The 17,454-nt window shown below is 33.0% G+C and carries 19 protein-coding genes; 7 read left to right on the forward strand and 12 right to left on the reverse strand.

What is annotated here, in order from left to right:
* Positions 1 to 431 precede the first annotated feature (431 nt).
* The 3 genes from CHB81_RS17475 to CHB81_RS17485 all read right to left on the reverse strand — a co-directional run bounded on the left by CHB81_RS17475 (position 432) and on the right by CHB81_RS17485 (position 2,655).
* Positions 432 to 680 carry a hypothetical protein gene (locus CHB81_RS17475; protein WP_141130417.1) on the reverse strand — a complete coding sequence of 83 codons (249 nt, stop codon included), beginning with the start codon at positions 678 to 680 and terminating at the stop codon, positions 432 to 434.
* 124 nt (positions 681 to 804) lie between these two features.
* Positions 805 to 2,040, reverse strand: a complete 1,236-nt coding sequence (locus CHB81_RS17480) for an ABC transporter permease (protein WP_089353136.1) — start codon at positions 2,038 to 2,040, stop codon at positions 805 to 807.
* A gap of 120 nt (positions 2,041 to 2,160) precedes the next feature.
* The gene (locus tag CHB81_RS17485; RefSeq protein WP_089353137.1) at positions 2,161 to 2,655 is read right to left on the reverse strand and encodes a YkgJ family cysteine cluster protein; all 495 of its coding nucleotides are present in this window, start codon (positions 2,653 to 2,655) and stop codon (positions 2,161 to 2,163) included.
* Between the two features lie 74 nt (positions 2,656 to 2,729).
* Here CHB81_RS17485 and CHB81_RS17490 point away from each other — a divergent pair, with 74 nt between their 5' ends.
* Both CHB81_RS17490 and CHB81_RS17495 read left to right on the forward strand, forming a co-directional pair.
* The gene (locus tag CHB81_RS17490) at positions 2,730 to 3,437 is read left to right on the forward strand and encodes a bifunctional 2-polyprenyl-6-hydroxyphenol methylase/3-demethylubiquinol 3-O-methyltransferase UbiG (RefSeq protein WP_089353138.1); all 708 of its coding nucleotides are present in this window, start codon (positions 2,730 to 2,732) and stop codon (positions 3,435 to 3,437) included.
* A gap of 18 nt (positions 3,438 to 3,455) precedes the next feature.
* Positions 3,456 to 3,998, forward strand: a complete 543-nt coding sequence (locus CHB81_RS17495; RefSeq protein ID WP_089353139.1) for a YfiT family bacillithiol transferase — start codon at positions 3,456 to 3,458, stop codon at positions 3,996 to 3,998.
* Positions 3,999 to 4,089: 91 nt separating this feature from the next.
* Here the strand turns inward: CHB81_RS17495 and CHB81_RS17500 are convergent, their stop codons facing one another.
* The 8 genes from CHB81_RS17500 to CHB81_RS17535 form a co-directional block, all read right to left on the reverse strand.
* Complete coding sequence (locus CHB81_RS17500; RefSeq protein WP_089353140.1) at positions 4,090 to 4,722, reverse strand: 7-carboxy-7-deazaguanine synthase QueE; 633 nt, start codon at positions 4,720 to 4,722, stop codon at positions 4,090 to 4,092.
* Positions 4,723 to 4,823: 101 nt separating this feature from the next.
* Positions 4,824 to 6,491: a tetratricopeptide repeat protein gene (locus CHB81_RS17505; RefSeq protein ID WP_089353141.1), complete on the reverse strand. Its 1,668-nt coding sequence runs from the start codon at positions 6,489 to 6,491 to the stop codon at positions 4,824 to 4,826.
* Positions 6,492 to 6,507: 16 nt separating this feature from the next.
* Positions 6,508 to 7,431, reverse strand: a complete 924-nt coding sequence (locus CHB81_RS17510; RefSeq protein ID WP_089353142.1) for a PstS family phosphate ABC transporter substrate-binding protein — start codon at positions 7,429 to 7,431, stop codon at positions 6,508 to 6,510.
* A gap of 2 nt (positions 7,432 to 7,433) precedes the next feature.
* Complete coding sequence (locus CHB81_RS27170) at positions 7,434 to 7,664, reverse strand: hypothetical protein (RefSeq protein WP_057122313.1); 231 nt, start codon at positions 7,662 to 7,664, stop codon at positions 7,434 to 7,436.
* Positions 7,664 to 8,461 carry an energy transducer TonB gene (locus CHB81_RS17520; protein ID WP_089353143.1) on the reverse strand — a complete coding sequence of 266 codons (798 nt, stop codon included), beginning with the start codon at positions 8,459 to 8,461 and terminating at the stop codon, positions 7,664 to 7,666. The genes CHB81_RS27170 and CHB81_RS17520 overlap by 1 nt, the downstream gene beginning before the upstream one ends.
* Positions 8,462 to 8,498: 37 nt before the next feature.
* Positions 8,499 to 9,056, reverse strand: coding sequence for a biopolymer transporter ExbD (locus tag CHB81_RS17525; RefSeq protein WP_089353144.1), 558 nt, complete (start codon positions 9,054 to 9,056; stop codon positions 8,499 to 8,501).
* Positions 9,057 to 9,075: 19 nt separating this feature from the next.
* A complete protein-coding gene (locus tag CHB81_RS17530; protein ID WP_089353145.1) occupies positions 9,076 to 9,702 on the reverse strand; it encodes a biopolymer transporter ExbD in 627 nt (208 codons plus the stop codon).
* Positions 9,703 to 9,759: 57 nt separating this feature from the next.
* Entirely contained in the window at positions 9,760 to 10,584 is an 825-nt protein-coding gene (locus CHB81_RS17535) for a MotA/TolQ/ExbB proton channel family protein (RefSeq protein ID WP_089353146.1), read from the reverse strand.
* A 379-nt stretch (positions 10,585 to 10,963) separates the two neighbouring features.
* Here CHB81_RS17535 and CHB81_RS17540 point away from each other — a divergent pair, with 379 nt between their 5' ends.
* Positions 10,964 to 12,481 (forward strand): helicase HerA-like domain-containing protein, encoded by a 1,518-nt coding sequence (locus tag CHB81_RS17540; RefSeq protein ID WP_089353147.1) that lies wholly within the window; start codon positions 10,964 to 10,966, stop codon positions 12,479 to 12,481.
* Between the two features lie 77 nt (positions 12,482 to 12,558).
* On the opposite strand, the gene CHB81_RS17545 is transcribed toward CHB81_RS17540, so the two are convergent.
* The gene (locus tag CHB81_RS17545) at positions 12,559 to 13,899 is read right to left on the reverse strand and encodes an NAD(P)/FAD-dependent oxidoreductase (protein ID WP_089353148.1); all 1,341 of its coding nucleotides are present in this window, start codon (positions 13,897 to 13,899) and stop codon (positions 12,559 to 12,561) included.
* Between the two features lie 478 nt (positions 13,900 to 14,377).
* On the opposite strand from CHB81_RS17545, the gene CHB81_RS17550 reads away from it, so the two are divergent.
* The 4 genes from CHB81_RS17550 (at position 14,378) to CHB81_RS17565 (ending at position 17,422) form a co-directional block, all read left to right on the forward strand.
* On the forward strand, positions 14,378 to 14,974 hold the full coding sequence (locus CHB81_RS17550) for a GNAT family N-acetyltransferase (RefSeq protein ID WP_089353149.1): 597 nt from the start codon (positions 14,378 to 14,380) through the stop codon (positions 14,972 to 14,974).
* Between the two features lie 185 nt (positions 14,975 to 15,159).
* A complete protein-coding gene (locus tag CHB81_RS17555; RefSeq protein WP_089353150.1) occupies positions 15,160 to 15,630 on the forward strand; it encodes a hypothetical protein in 471 nt (156 codons plus the stop codon).
* Positions 15,631 to 15,744: 114 nt separating this feature from the next.
* Positions 15,745 to 16,578, forward strand: coding sequence for an alpha/beta fold hydrolase (locus CHB81_RS17560; RefSeq protein WP_089353151.1), 834 nt, complete (start codon positions 15,745 to 15,747; stop codon positions 16,576 to 16,578).
* Between the two features lie 37 nt (positions 16,579 to 16,615).
* Positions 16,616 to 17,422, forward strand: coding sequence for an AraC family transcriptional regulator (locus tag CHB81_RS17565; RefSeq protein WP_089353152.1), 807 nt, complete (start codon positions 16,616 to 16,618; stop codon positions 17,420 to 17,422).
* Positions 17,423 to 17,454: the final 32 nt, after the last annotated feature.

Raw genomic sequence — 17,454 nt, forward strand, 5'->3', positions numbered from 1 at the left:
TTTTAGCGGGGTGCAAATGTAACATCCATTTTCAATTCTCACAAGCTTTTTTTAATCTTTTTTTGAAAATAAATTTTCTTTTTTGATTATCTTTTTTGATTATCTTTTCTTGTCAGTCTCTCAGTGAACGTCTTCGTTGTTGCGGGTGCAAAAGTAGGGAGTTTATTCTCTTAAACAATAACTTTTCTTAACTATTTTTAATCTTTTTTAAAACTTTCTCTTAACATTCTCATAACAGCAAACTTAGCATTTCATGCTTTTTATCATTTATAAGTTTTTTCTTTCACGTATTGCATTTGTTGCAATTTGATTAATATAAAATCATCCCGCTTTACATGCTTCGCAAACATTTAGCCCATTCCTTGCCAACTTTACAATAGCACTAAAAACCTAGTTTTATCGGGTTTTACTCGTTTTACATGGTTTTGCCACTAAGGCGCTAAGGCTCGAAGTTTTCTGCTTTCCTTTTTTATTGGGTTGAAAAAGCCGCAAAGCCAGGGTTTGTGCTGGAGTTTTCTCGCTTTTGCCCGTTTTTTTCTTCTTATTACTAATGTTTCTTCTGAAAACTGCTGCCATAGCCCCGATAGTCCCGAAGTCCCGAGAGGAAATCCTTTTACTTTTTCTTTAAAAAGCAAAAGATTATAATGGATAGCGGGATTAAGCTCCTTATTTAAAATCAAATTACAATTCTTAAATCCCAAATTCCAAGTATACTTATATACAAGACCAGATTCTAAATTAGAGATATAAAATAAAAAAGCCCGCTAGTAAAACTAGCGGGACAATATATTCTTATTTTTTAAACTAATCGAAACGAATTGCTTTGACTGGAGAAATCTTCGTTATAATATAGGACGGAATTAACAATACCAAAAAACAAACGGTTACTGTTAGCAAATTCAGCAAGGCTACGTAACCCCAATTTAAATAGACTGGCGCCTGATTGACGTAGTAATTTTCAGGGTTAAGTGCAATTACACCAAATCGCTGCTGGATCAACAAAAGCGATATACCTATTAGATTGCCCCAAAACAATCCTCGCATGATTAAATAGAACGCATTGTAGAGAAATATTTTTCGAACGGTCCAGTTGTTTGCTCCCATTGCTTTTAAAATCCCAATCATTTGGGTGCGCTCTAAAATTAAAACCAACAACGCTACTACCATATTAATAGTTGCGACTAAAATCATAACCGCCAAAATCACTATGATATTAAAATCGAAGAGCTGAAGCCAATCAAAAATATAGCTATACTTCTCGATTATGGTTTTAGTATCCAAAGTAGACGGCGTTTGTTCGTAAATTTGATTACCAGCTTTTTTAATATTACTAAAATCATTTACAAAAACTTCAAACGCTCCAACTTGATCCGGACTCCATTTATTAATTCTTTGTATGTGACGAATATCTCCTATTATATAGGTAGCATCAAAATCCTGAAATCCCGAATTAAAAATGCCGGCAATTTTAAATCGGCGAATATTTGGCAATTTACCCTGCTCCTCCTTTACAAAAAAGGTATTAAAACTATCTCCCAGTTTTAAATTAAGCCTGTCAGCAAGAAATCTTGAAATTATGACTTCTTCATTTAATGCTTGTGAGAAGTTTGGTAATCTTCCTTCAACAACATATTCTTTTATATTGTTCCAATCATAATCCGCACCAACGCCTTTGAAAATAATTCCTTCAAAAGCATTTTCGGTTCTAATGATTCCCGCTTTACTTGCGATTGCCTGAATATGTTTTACTTCGGGAACTGATTTGAAATTTGGGTAAAAATCTTGTTTTTTAGAAATTGGCATCAAAGTAACCTCCGAGTTATTATTATCATAATTCGAAATAATAACCTGACCATTGAAAGCGGAAACCTTATCTCGTATTTTTTGCTGCAAGCCGATTCCGGTAGCAACTGAAACCAGCATCATAATAATACCAATTGCAATTGCCGAAATAGCAATTTTTATAATAGGCGAAGAAATACTGCTTTTATAATCTTTGGCAGTAATTAGTCTTTTGGCTATGAAATATTCTAAATTCAAATTTTCAGTTGTCTTGTATTAATTATTATAATGACATTGCTTTATTCATCGAAATCAAAATTACATTTAAAAAAGTAAAAATGTTTTGCTTCTAAAAAACAATTACAAAAACTTTACGGCTTATAAAGGAAGTTTCTTTTTCATTTCTTCCACTATATTATATGCCGCAGGACAAATAGCAACATTCTTTAGGGTAAGATCAGTAATTTGATGAAATTTCTTTCGATCTGTATGCGGAAATTCTCTACATGCTTTTGGGCGAACATCATAAATCATGCAATAATTCTCTCCGTCCAAGAAAGTACATGGAACACTTTTTAAAACATAATCTTTGTCTTCATCAATTCGAAGATATTGCTCGATAAATTGTCGTGGCTTTTGTCTGAAAGATTTTGAAATTCTTTCAATATCAGCCAAAGTAAATAGAGGCCCGGTTGTTTTACAACAATTGGCACATTGTAGACAGTCTGTTTTCTTAAATTCAGCATCATGCAAATCCTGCATAACGTAATCTAAATTCTTAGGCTGTTTCTTTTTCAGCTTATCAAAATACTTTTTGTTTTCGATATGCTTATCTTTGGCTAACTTATTTAAGTTATTTAAAATTTGTTTCAAGTTTAATATTTAAAGTTGATCTGCAAAATTAAACAACTTTAAACTTGAAACCTTAAACTTTGAACTAAATTACAATGAAAGATCTATTTGGGAAGGCGATGTTCGACTTTCAAACCAATAATTCGCCCGAAAATCTGCTTACAGAAACTTCAATTTCTGAAGAAGATGAAATGAGCGTTGATTATTTGTTCCGTTCTTATAATGAAATGCCAAAAATTGAGCAAAAAGCACTGCAATTAGCGACTGGAAAAACTCTGGACGTTGGCTGTGGAGCCGGAAGCCATAGTTTGTCTTTACAAAATGATCGCAATCTAGAGGTTATTTCGATTGATATTTCCGAAAAAGCAATCGAGACTTGCAAACTTCGAGGTGTAAAGAACACTAAAGTTCAAGACATACTAGACTTTGAAGGTGAAAAATTCGATACGATTATTTCATTAATGAACGGAACAGGGATTTTTGGAAAACTGGAAAACTGCAACAAATATTTATCTAAACTAAAATCTCTTTTAAATCCAGATGGGCAAATTTTAATAGATAGCTCAGATATCATTTATATGTTTGATGAAGATGAGGACGGTGGAAAATGGATTCCGTCAAATAATGATTATTACGGAGAACTTGTTTTCAACATTTCTTATAAAGGAGAAAAAGAAGAACCTTTTGATTGGTTGTATTTAGATTATAATACTCTGCAGAATGCAGCAATCGCAAACGGACTTAAATGTGAACTTATTTTGGAGGGCGAACATTATGATTATTTAGCCAAACTTTCTATTTAAAAATAAAACATTGTAATCATGGAAGAGTTAGATTTAGAAAAATTAAAGTATCCAATAGGGAAATTTGAATTCCCACACGAGTATACCCCTGAGTATATTGCCGAAAAAATTGCAGAAATCGAATTTTTTCCTGAAAAATTAAAAAAAGAAACGATTCATCTGACGGATGAGCAACTAGACACTCCATATCGTCCTGGCGGATGGACCGTTCGACAAGTGATTCATCATTGTGCCGAAAGCCACATGAATTGCTATATTAGAATAAAATGGGCGTTGACTGAAAATAATCCTGTGATAAAAGCTTACGACGAAGTTTTATGGTCTGAATTACATGACAATTTAAATATGCCAATTCAACCAACACTAGCTTTATTAGAAGGTTTGCATTTTAGATTAGCTTATATAATGAAGAATTTATCAGAAGCTGATTTAGAAAAATCCTTCATTCATCCGGAAAACAATTCTGAATATAGAATCAAACAGCTTATTGGAACCTATGCCTGGCATGGGAATCATCATTTGGCACACATTACTTCTTTAAAAAAACACAAAAACTGGTAATAATCAGAAACTGTATCTTTTTTATACATTGTATATTATTTACCAAAAACAAAAAATCTCTTCGCTTGAAGAGATTTTTTGTTTTTAATACTTAAGGGATATTTAAATATTTATGTGTTTGAAGTGAAACTCTCCATTTTGGATTATTCATTACATAATCAACAATCAGCGGCGTCATCTCTTCTTTTTTACTCCATTCTGGCTGAAGAAATAAAATTGCCTTATCATTTACAAGTTCAGCTTGTTCTTCAGCAAAGATAAAATCGTGCTTGTTGTAAATAATCACTTTTAATTCATGTGCATTGTCATATACAGTTTGAGTTGGTAATTTGTTTTTCTTAGGTGAAAGACAAATCCAATCCCAAGTTCCGGTTAACGGATAAGCACCCGAGGTTTCTATGTGAACTTTTAAATTTTTATCTTTCAATTGCTGCGTTAACAATGTCATATCCCAAGTTAATGGCTCTCCACCTGTAATCACAACAGTATCCGCATAACTTGAAGCATTATTCACAATTAAATCAACACTTGTTGGCGGATGTAATTCAGCATTCCAACTCTCCTTCACATCACACCAGTGACAACCAACATCACAACCTCCAATTCGTATAAAGTATGCAGCTGTTCCTGTATGAAAACCTTCTCCCTGAATGGTATAAAACTCTTCCATCAAAGGCAACATTGCTCCTTTATTAACTTCTAATTGTATTTCTTTTGATAACATTATTTTATTTTAAAGTGCAAAGATAGTCAATTAAATACGGAACCAAAAAAACCGATAGCTCTTTGAACTATCGGTTTTTATATTTAATTAAAAATCTTTAATTATTTTAAAGCTTTCACAGATTGTGTTGCGTAAGCATTAGTAGGATCTAAAACTAAAGTTTTATTGAAATATTCAACAGCTTTAGCTTTATCAGTATTAGCATAACTTGCACCAATACTATTATAAGATTCTACAATTTTTTTAACTGTTGCAGGTTTTGCCAATTCCTCAGCTCCTTTAGCAGATGTTCTGTTAATATACTCTTGGTAGTTTTTAATGATTAAATCATCTTTCTCTAACAAGTTGTTGATTCTACCTTTGTATAAATAAGCTTCATCATATGTTGGAGAAGCAACTAAAACTCTGTCAAAAGCAGCATCAGCTTTAGCTAAACCAGCAGCGTCAATAGCTGTTTTTTCTTTATTTGCATTTGCATAGTAAAGCGAGATACCATAATATACATTATCGTTCAAATAGTTTTTAGATTCTGTATTAGTAGCACTTAACTCATATAAAGCAGCAGCTTGAGTGTATTGTTTTTTAGTAAACAATTCTTTTCCAAAATCTCCAAGATCTTCAACAGCTAAAGGCTCCATTGCTACAGCTTTTTTGATATCAGCTAAACCAGAGTCAAAAGCAGCAGCATCAACTACACCATCAGCAGCAGTTCCTTTTTTAATTTTAGCGAATCCTAAATATAAATAATCTTTTGCGATTACTTTATTTGTTGGAACTTTTACATAATCTTCTAATGATTTGATCGCTACATCAATGTTTCCATTTTCATAAGCTGAATATCCTAAATATCTGTAAATTCTAGGATTAACTTTGTCTAACTCGATCATTTTGTTCGCTTCAGCTTCCAGAGCTTTGTAGTCTTTTACTAAGATCAAGAAATCAGCATGACGCATTCTTGAGTCCATAGAATAATCAGTAAGACTTAAGTATTTCTCGTAGTTAGAGATTGCTTTTTGATAATTTACTTGTTGAGTAGAAGGTTTGTTTCTAGCCCATTTGTAATATGTTTCAGCTAATTCTCTGTAAACAGGACCATAATTAGCATCTAAAGCGATAACTTCATTAAAAGCTTTAATAGCTTCTTCATAAGATTTAGCTCCTTTTAAAAGAACACCTAATTGCATTTTTGCTCTTAAAAGAGTTGGATCTGCAGTAAAGGCATCACGGTAAGCTTTATAAGCATCATTTTGATTATTTGCTCCATGGTAAGCATCTCCGATTGCCAAAAGTGCAGTAGCATTTTGCGGCTCAATTAACAAAGCTCTTTTTAAAATCGCAACAGCATTAGTGTAATCTGGATTTGCTGAATTCATGTAAGCTCTACCAATGTAAATAAACTCATTTACATCTTTACGCTTCATATCTTTTGCAGCCAAATCAAAATTAGCTTTAGCACCAGCTGCATTTTTAGCATCAAGATCTAATTGACCTAATCCAATATAATTTAAGTTTTTCTTATCTGCTGCTTCTAATCCATTTAAGTAATAAATTTTAGCAGAATCAACAATAGTTTGATTTAAGTAAATATTACCTAAAACAAAATTAGCTTCACCATCAGAAGGTTTAGCTTTAATGATTGATTTTAATAATGATTTTGCTTTATCAAATTGCTCAGCATCGATTGCTTTCTTAGCTTGGTTGATATCTTGCGCTTTTGCTACAGAAGCTGAAGCAACTAAGGCAAGACTAAAAATTTTAAATTTATTCATCTTTATTGTAATTAATTTATTCTTTATCGTTTATAATTTGACTTCTAATCTTAAGTTTTCTTCCCGGTGTTCTAACTGGCATCAATCCAGATTTCAAAACAATACGTTGACCAATATCTCCGGCAATGAATGAAGCAAAGCCCATTCCTAAACCTGAATATCCCTGACAATTTATAATATACAAATCACGTGCCAAAGGATATTTCCTTAATATAAGGTCACTTTGACTTGGATCATAATACTTATCATCATTTAAGCCTTTTACACTTAAAATATTGATTTTTTTTATTGCCTCAATCATATTTGGAGAAGGCTGTGACAGCCAATTTACACCAATCACGCCAATCATTCCATCATTCTCAGAAACGAATTTAATAACTTCATCGTTAGTTTTAAAAGAAAAAACACCTGTTGCAGGAACACTTTTAACTTTAGCCAGCTCTTTCATATAACGCACGGTACTTGAGTTTGGATTATCAAATACTAAACCTTTAATTCTTGGATCAGCTTTGCCCTGCATAAAATCGATTACACTTTTCAACGCAATTAATGTATCATTATTGCTCTTGTTTGAAATTAAAGCAATTGCATCTGTCGCAAATGGAGTAACTCTGGGATTTATCTTACTCTTGTCGAATCTGGCTTTTTCTTCGTTAGTTAAATCTCTTGTTGTTACAGCCACTTTTGCTTTCTGATTTAACAAGTCATTTATAAGTTCTGCTTCTGATTTAGGTGTTACCGAAATATGAGCTCCATAGTAAGTTCCTTCAAAAACAGCAATCTGGTCATCTACAATTGGTTTTACGGTTTCATCAACCGTAATATCCATTTTTCCTTTTAAGATTGTTTCTTTATTGGAATCATTTTTGCTTTTTTGGTTACACATGGCAAACAAAAAGACAAAGACAACCAAGCCAAAAACTCTACTATATTTTAACATAATTACTCTGTGTTTGAATTAATTAATCTCAAAAACCTGATTGCTGAATAAACGATTAGCAAACCACCAAAAGCATATCTGTATTTTGGTTCCATGTCTAATGGGAGCTTTTCCCAAAACATAATCATTAAACCCAGCACAAGATATATTAAAAAAAACAGTATTCCTAAAACAAGAAGAAATCGCTCTTTGAGCGATTTCTTCTGAATATTATTAAGCATATCTTTTAACATTATTCTGCAGATTGAATAGTAATAGGAAGAGAGTAAAGAACCCTAACTTTTTTACCATTTTGCTCGCCGGGAGTCCATTTTGGACATTTTTTAAGAACACGAATTGCTTCTGCTCCCGTACCGTAACCGATATCCCTTAAAACTTTAATGTCGGTTAATGAACCGTCTTTTTCAACTACAAACGTAACGTAAACTTTACCTTTTAAACCTTCTTCTTCCGGAGTTTTGTAATTGTTTCCTACGAATTTGTAGAATTTCTCAATTCCTCCAGGGAAGTCTGGTTTTACTTCGATACCAGCTGTGTTATATACTTGGTTATCTTCTTCTACTACTGCAGCAGTTCCAGTACCTACTGGCTCATCAACAGTTAAAACTGCATCCGGATCTCCTTTAATAGTTTCAGAACCTACCTTTTTGTCTTTAAGTTCCTCAATTTTTGGAGGATCTTCAGTAACCTCTTCTGCCTTTGCAACCACTGGTTTTGTAAACTTCACCTGATCCACTTTTGGTGGTGGCGGTGGTGGTGGCGGCTGGTTAGGCTTTACTTCCTCTTTTTTAGGAGGTAGTTTTATTGTCGCGATCTTAACATTGTTATTCACATCATCTTCACTAGAATCTGGTAAAAAGCTTGCAATAAGAGGAGCTGCAACAGCAAAGCTAAAAATAATCGAACCTATAATAAGCGCCTTAACCGTAGTTTTGCCGTTCGATTTTCTTAACTCATATGCACCATATATCTTATTACGTCCTTCGAATACGATATCAAGCCACTGATTTTTTATAATATCTAATTTCATTTTTCTTGATTATTAGGATGTTAAAACAAGATAACTCTTATTTTTTATCTATCAATTTATTTTCCTCTGGACTAAACTCAGGAACAATAGCATAAGTTTCTACTCCAGTAATAGCCATCTCATCCAAAATATCAACCAAATTACGATAATTCGATTTTTTAGTTGGTTTAATGATAACTATGATCCCATTTTTAGGTTTCCCTTTAGCAGCAGAATATTCTAAAACTGATTTTTTTCTTTTAAGCAGTTCTCTACGGATACCATCTTTACCATAAGTGATATCTTTAGGTCCAGCAATAGGAGTAGCTAATAATCCCATATAATAGGTCAACTTATTATTTTCTCCTAATATTACAGTCATCGTACGATTTTCATCTACTTTAGTATCTATCGTCTTCGTCGAATCTGGTTCTTTATCCGGCAAAGACAAGTCCATCGATTGAGGTTTTGACAACGATGTGGTTAACATAAAGAACGTGATCAATAAGAATGCCAAATCCACCATTGCCGTTAAATCGACTTTCGAATTTTGCTTTTTACTTCTTACTTTGCCACCTTTTCCGCCACCACCGTCGCCGGTATTTAATTCAGCCATTTTAGTGTATCTTTTTTAATTAAAAGTCTTTTCCTCTCGTACCTGTAACTAAGTTAAAGGAATTGATTTTCTGATCTTGTAGAATATCCATAATCTTTTTGATTTGTGGATATTGTTCTTTAGCATCTCCTTTAATTGCAATTTGCAATTCTTTATCATCAATGTCAATTGCAGCTCTTCTTGAAACTAACAACCATTCTTTTAATTGATTATCTAAAGAATCGATTGGAATTCCACCTTGGTCCGCTTTCACTCTATCAGATGCTTTCATAGCAATGATACTTTTCAATTCTGCTACTGGAACACCGAAGTCATCCATTAAAGCAAATTTAGTTTTATCATCTTCTGAAAAAGTCACGCCAAATTTTGCACCCATTCCTTCAAGAGTTCTTTTACGAATCTCTCTTCCTTTGATGTCAAAAAACACTTTGCTTTTCCCGTCTTTGTCTTTTCCTACTGTAATAATTGCCAAATCGGTATCAGGCAATTTAAATTCAGCAACAGAAGCAGGCATATCTACAGGAAGTGCTTCAGGCACCTTAGCAGTAGCGGTCAAAATAAAGAACGTAAGCAAAAGGAACGCAACATCACACATGGCAGTCATATCTGTCGATGTTGACTTTTTTTTCATTTTTATTTTAGCCATTCTCTTTTATTTTTATTTTGATATAATTAATCTTAATTATTAAATATCAAAAATTAATTATTGTTTCAAACTTCCTCTGAATCTTCTGTAAGTATTAACGATTGTAGTACCAGCCTCATCGATAGAGTAAGTTAAATCATCAATCTTAGCAGTAAAGAAGTTGTAAGAAACGATAGCTAAGATAGAAGTAGAGATACCTGTTGCAGTGTTGATAAGTGCCTCAGAAATACCTGTTGCAAGAGCAGCTTGGTCAGGAGTACCAGCAGAAGCTAACGCACCAAACGCTTTAATCATACCTGATACAGTTCCTAATAATCCTCCTAAAGTTCCTAATGATACTAAAGTAGAGATAATAGTCATGTTTTTTTCTAACATTGGCATTTCTAATGAAGTTGCCTCTTCGATTTCTTTGTGGATTACTTCTGAAGCTTCTTCACTGTTGAAACCTTCTTTTTTAACATCTTGATATTTAATCAAAGCAGATTTAATTGCATTTGCAACTGAACCTTGTTGTTTGTCACATGAAGCGATAGCAGCCTCGATGTTTCCTTCTTTAATACTTGATTGTACATTTTTCATAAATGCATCTAAGTTAGCTTTTCCAGCAGCTTTACCGATAACGATAAATCTTTCAATAGAAAAAACAACAACCATTAAAAACATACCTAATAATACTGGTACGATGAAACCTCCTTTATATACTTGACCTAATGTATTGATCGGGTGACCTGTTTCTGGGTTACCTCCCTCGAAGTTAGATGCATCTCCCATGATTACTTTCCAAATAAACACCCCAACCAAAATACACGCAACAATAATGATTCCAGTAATCATTCCTCCTCCATTTGAAGTGCTTTCTTTTTTAACTTTAACGTTTGCCATTTTTTTTAATTTTAATAGTTTTAAATAATTTTATTTTTTAGTTATATTTAACTTGTAGAGGAGCAAATTTATACGTTTAGTTTAAATAAAAAAACTTTTTTTAATTTTATTGAAGGAAATTTAACGTCAATTTAAAAAATATCTCATTAAATTGCCCACATCATTTTTTAAATAAAACAAAAAAAAGGACGATTAATGGGAAAATTACAACGTTTTAGTAAATATTCAAACATTCCTTTGATATCTTCTTAAAAAGTTGCGAAATAATTTTTTGTATTATTTTCAATCGAAAAAAGCTTTTTCCTACTAAAAAAAACGATTCAAAAATGTTAAAAAACAGAGCATTACTCTTATAATCATCTAAATTACAAATAAAAACATGAATAAAAAAGAGAATTTCATTCAAGATATAAACAATGGTTATTTATCAAAAGGTGATAGCATTATATTAGGAGGAGCCATTTTAGACGGAGAACCTATTGCTGAGGCACACGTCAAGATTCCTCTAAAAACTTTAAACCGCCACGGACTAATCGCAGGCGCAACAGGAACCGGAAAAACAAAAACAATACAGGTTTTTTCTGAACAACTCTCAAATGCAGGGATTCCTGTTTTGATGATGGATATAAAAGGAGATTTTAGCGGAATTGCTAAAGAAGGAAAAGAGGAAAGCTTTATTACAGAGCGACATGCAAAAATAAACATACCTTATAATATAGCTTCGTTTCCGGTCGAATTGATGTCTTTATCAAAACAAAACGGGGTTCGCCTTCGTGCTACGGTTTCTGAATTTGGTCCTGTGTTATTTTCCCGTATTTTAGATTTAAATGATACTCAGGCCGGAGTAGTATCTGTTATTTTTAAATATTGTGATGACAATCAAATGCCTTTATTAGATTTAAAGGACATTAAAAAAGTCATTAATTATATTACAGAAGAAGGCAAAGATGAAATCGCAGCCAGTTATGGCAAAATATCTACTGCAACAACCGGAACAATTCTTAGAAAGATAATTGAGTTAGAGCAGCAAGGTGGGGATTTATTTTTTGGTGAAACATCTTTTGAAACAGATGATTTGATGCGTATTGACGAAAACGGAAAAGGCTACGTAAACATCATCCGCTTGACGGATATTCAGGACAAGCCAAAATTATTCTCGACTTTTATGTTGAGTTTATTAGCTGAAATTTACCAGAAAATGCCAGAAAAAGGAGATGCTGAACAACCTGAATTGGTCATTTTTATTGACGAAGCACATTTAATTTTTAGCGAAGCCAGCAAAGCTTTATTGGAACAAATTGAAACTATTGTAAAACTAATACGTTCAAAAGGAGTAGGTATTTATTTTGTAACTCAAAACCCAATGGACGTGCCAAGCGGAGTTTTGGCACAATTAGGATTAAAAATTCAGCATGCATTAAGAGCTTTTACAGCAAATGACAGACAAGCAATAAAAAAGACTGCCGATAATTATCCTACTTCTCCTTATTATAAAACAGACGAATTACTTACCAATTTAGGAATTGGAGAAGCTTTGGTTACAGCCCTTAACGAAAAAGGGATTCCAACCCCGCTTGTAGCCACAATGATGCGTGCGCCAATGAGCCGAATGGATATTTTGACTGCTGACGAAATCGAAGAAATAAACAACAAATCGAAACTCGTTAAAAAATACATTGAAGAAATTGATCGCGAAAGCGCTTACGAAATGCTGAACAAAAAAATTGCTGATGCAGTTCAGGCCAGCGCAGAACAAGAAGAGGAAGCTCCAACAAGGTCTTCAAAATCTGAACCTAGCACAGCAAGTGTTGTTGGAAAATCTGTATTGAAAGTCGTAACGAGCGCTACTTTTATCAGAGGTGTTTTTGGCGTATTGTCAAAAATGTTCAAGAAGTAAATTCAATATCAAAAATCAATTACAATATCAATGTCAAATTTTAAATTGAATTTTGATATTGTAATTGACATTGAATTTTATTTCTTCAACAACTCGAGAATCTTATTTTCGATTTCAGGAGTGTTCCAGATGTTTTCGATATTATCCATTCGTAAAACTTTTTCCATTATTTCATTTTGGAAATCTCCAATTGCCAAAGCTTCGGTATACGGACGATCACTAAAAGTTACACGGCTGTAAAGCGGAATCCATTTATCAGGATGTTTATCAGAGAAGGCTTTTTCAATTTTCTTTTGTAGTAAGAATTTTTCATCAGCCGTTTTTGTGCTCATTTCCATGAAATTGCGATACGAAAGTTCAGCAATTGCATCAGCATTTGGTTTACGTGAGATTTGATATTCAGAGAAAATCTTCTTCCAATCGTCTCCGTATTTTTCAATCATTTCGTATAAGACCGTGATATCTTCAAAACCGGCATTCATTCCTTGTCCGTAAAACGGAACAATAGCGTGACAGGCATCTCCAATTAAAGCAATTTTATCTTCATATGTCCATGGGAAACATTTCATGGTTACCAAAGTACTCGTAGGATTCTTAAAGAAATCTTCTGCCAGCTTCGGAATCACTTCAATTGAATCAGGGAAGTTTTTCGTAAAGAAATCCTCCACCATTTTACGATCTGTTAACGAAGCAAAAGAATTTTCTCCTTCAAAAGGCATAAACAAAGTACATGTAAAACTTCCGTCTAAATTAGGAAGCGCGATTAACATGTATTCGCCACGTGGCCAAATATGAAAAGAGTTTTTATCTAATTTATGTGTAGCGTCAGCATTTGCCGGAATATTTAATTCCTTATATCCCATATTCAAAAATTCCTGCGAATAATTAAACATGCTTTGACGTTGCATTCTGTGTCTGATTCTCGAAAAAGCACCATCGGCACCAAAAACCATATCGTATTTCTTCTCCTCCCACTCGCCTCTTTCCGTTTCACCAATATGCAAAGTAGCATCGCTTAGCGTCACATCCCAGATTTTTTGGTCGAATAAAAACTCCGCTCCCGCTTGTTCAGCAAGATCAATCATTTTCCGGTTTAGCGTTCCTCTCGAAATCGAATAAATCGACTCGCCTTCCTGTCCGTAATTCTGAAAATTGAGTTTATCAACCAAATGAATTGCACGTTTGTCCATTGGAATTGCGATTTCCCGCACCGAATCGCCTACGCCAACGCCATCAAGCGCTCTCCAACCACGATTAGACATAGCCAGGTTAATAGAACGACCCGAAAAATTAATTTTGCGAATATCAGGGCTACGATCATAAACATGAACGGTGTGACCTGCTTTTTTAAGATAAATTGCCAATAGTGATCCTACTAATCCAGAACCTACAACAGCAATTTTTAGTGAAGTTTGCATCAAGAAAAATCTAAATATAAGATCGTAAAAATAAGTAATAATTCTACAAGAGCTTAAAAATAAAGGAAATATTTATGATTTATATGGGCATGACCCGCTCATCCCGAAGCCTCGGGAGCGGGTCGTCCCGAAACTTCGGGATCGGCTATATTCCCGATTAACAAAAACTAAGGCTAAAATGCCTTATTTTTTAAATCGGGAGATACCTCCTCAAATGAAATTCACTGAACTCCGCTAATAATAAAATAATATGAAGTAATCCCTCATGCGGCACAAGTTTTCATAACAAAATCCTGTTTTTAATGATTTATTAGAAATCCGGAAAAGATTACTTTCGTCTTATCAGAAAAAAAATAGCCACGGATTTGACGGATTAAACAGATTACGCAAGTTGTTTACCTTAAAAAATCAGTGTACATCCATTCAACCCGTCAAATCCGTGGGCAATAAACAAAACCACTTCCCTCAAATAAACACTATGAAAAGCGAACTACTACAATCAAACATCATCTTAGAAAACGAAAAAGTTTTATTACTTCCATTTGAAAACGAAAGAAACATCGAACTCAAAGAAATCATCTTCGACGATGAAATATGGAAATATATGGGAATGTACGTTCGAAACGATAATGACTTTAAAAACTACATCCAAAACACCTTAAAACAAAAAGCTGACGGGATTTGTTATCCGTTTTTAATTATCGACAAATCCACAAACAAACTTGCCGGAAGTACCCGTTACGGTTACTTAAACCATGCAAGTCAAAAATGCGAAATTGGCTGGACCTGGTACGGAAAAGAATTCCAAGGAACGGGTTTAAACAAAGCTTGTAAATATGAATTATTAAAGTTTGGTTTCGAAAACATACAATTCAAAAGAATACAATTCAGTGCCGATTTGGAGAACAAAAAATCACAAAGAGCAATTGAAAAGCTGGGCGCAATAAAAGAAGGAATCTTTAGAAATAATTATATCGATTCTGAAGGAAAAAGCAAAGATGATGTTTATTATAGTGTGATTTTGGAAGAATGGGAAGGCACTAAACGGGACCATTTTTCTGAGTTTATTTATTAACTTTTGTAACAACTAAATCACTACTTTTAACTTCTCATAAGGTCAGCTTTTTACTTTTAAAAATGTCTTATTTGATTCTAAAAACTAATACAATTAACTATTTCCTTTAAAATATTGTGGTCAAGAAAAAAGCATTAATTCTTTTACTTTTTGTAATTTATATAAATTCGTTCGCACAATCAAAAATGCTTACGGGTAACAAACACTTAATATTTGTAGAGATCCCTAAAAATTGGGTTCAAGCACCAAACGATCAAATCCCCTTTCTCATAAAACCAAATGAAACTAATATTAGCGAGATAACTTACATGTATGTTTATGGATTAGATTACGCATCAGTTCCAGACTTAAACTTGTGGATTGAAGGAAATAATTCAGAATTAAAAAAAGATATTCCAGATGTAAAAATTGAGCAATTAGATCTTAAATTTGAAAATATAAAAGCAGATAATTTCTTAACCGGAAATTATAAAACAGTTTGTTATACCTATCCGGGCATTAAAAAAGAAGCTCTATTGGTAATCGAATCTAAAACAACCATATTTACCGCAGTACTGTCAGCTAAAGACACTGCAGAATTTGATAAATATCTTGGCTCCTTTAAAGAATTAGTAAATTCATTAAAAATGCAATCTGCAAACGTAAAACAAGAATAGTAAAAACATTTTAGCCTAAAATTTCTCAATCAAAACTGAAACAAAAAAAGGATTAAATAGTCTAACAATAATTATAAGTCAATCACTCAAAAATCATCAATCAATCAAAATCAAATGAAAAAATCAATCCTCCTATTAATCATCTTCATATCGACATTTGCTAAAATTTCTGCGCAATCCGAAATTAAAATTCCATACGGAAATAATCCAGAAGCTGGGCATTACAAAGAAATCAACGGTTTTAAAATGTATTATGAAATTTATGGAACCGGCGAACCTTTGGTTTTACTACATGGTAATGGCGGTTCTATTAAAGGTCACACACGCCGAATTGAATATTTCAAGCAAAAATTTCAGGTCATAGCTATTGATAGCAGAGGTCATGGAAAATCTATTGACAATTCAAATAAACAATTGAATTATGTTCAAATGGCTGATGACGTTAGTGTTTTATTAGATTCTCTTAAAATTAAAAACGCTAATATTTGGGGTCAGAGCGATGGTGGAATTCTAGGCCTTTTATTAGCAATTAATCATCCTGACAAAACCGCTAAAGTGGCTACTTTTGGTGCCAATATATTTCCTGGTAAAAAAGCTATTTTTAACGAAATTGATCAAATGGTTATGGATACTTTAAAAGCAACAAAAGATCCTCATACCAAAAATCTGTATACTTTATTAGCTTATCAGCCGAACATTAGCGAGAAAGATTTACAAAAGATCAAATGTCCCGTTTTAATTATGTCCGGTGACAGAGATGTTATAAGATTAGAACATTCGATTAAAATCTTTAATAATATTGAAAACTCTAACTTTTTTGTAATGCCAGGTGCCACTCATTTTGGTGCTTATGAAAAACCGGAACTTTTTAATCTGGTTTTAATGAGTTTTTTCACTGAGCCTTTTAAGAAAACATCAAGCGTAGAATTATTTACAGGAAAAAAATAAGAGCCAAACAATCATTCAACAACATAATAATCTCCAAATGAACCTATATTCAGAATATTATGTAAGTAAAAATTGCGAGCGTTTTGTCAATAAAATTTGGTGTTTAGACAACAGCATTGGCGAAAGCCTGATCGAAAACAAACTTGTTTTACCAAACGGTTGTTTTAATCTGGCTATTGTGAGCGGAAATGCGATTGAAGTTCATACTAGCAAAAATAAATACACGATGAACGAAGGTTTTTACTTTTGTTCGCAAATGACGAATAATGTTTTGGTTAATATTCAGCCTAAAACTAAAGTTACTATAATACAATTGCATACCTGGACACTTTCGATGTTTCCGATTTATGATTTGAGCAATTTTACAGATTCCATTCTTAAAATAAATCAAAACGAATTGCCTTTCAAAACTAAAATTGATTCGGGCTTAAACAGTGATATCTCGGAATTAGTAAATATATTGAATACTTATTTTGAAGAATTAAATTTTTTAAATCCTGTCAAAAACCAAATCGAGAGAATTTGTGATATTATAAAACTTCACAACGAAGAAATTACGGTTTCGGAAATTGGAAAAAGCTTAAGTGTTTCGCAACGATTGTTGCAGATTAAGTTTAAAACCGCAACTGGACTTACGATTAAAAATTACATTCAGATTCTAAAATTCAGAAAATCGGTCGATCAAATGGTGAATTCCGATTTAGAAAAACTAAAACTGACCGATGTTGCGCTTTACAACAAATATTTCGACCAATCGCATTTTATCAAGAAGTTTAAAGATGTAACCAAAACAACTCCAAAAATGTTTAATTCAAGTTTGTATTTTCTTTCAAAAAAAAGATAAGATTTCGCATTTGTACAATTTTATGAGTGACG

It is taken from the genome of Flavobacterium sp. ov086, assembly GCF_900187965.1.
GTDB lineage: Bacteria > Bacteroidota > Bacteroidia > Flavobacteriales > Flavobacteriaceae > Flavobacterium.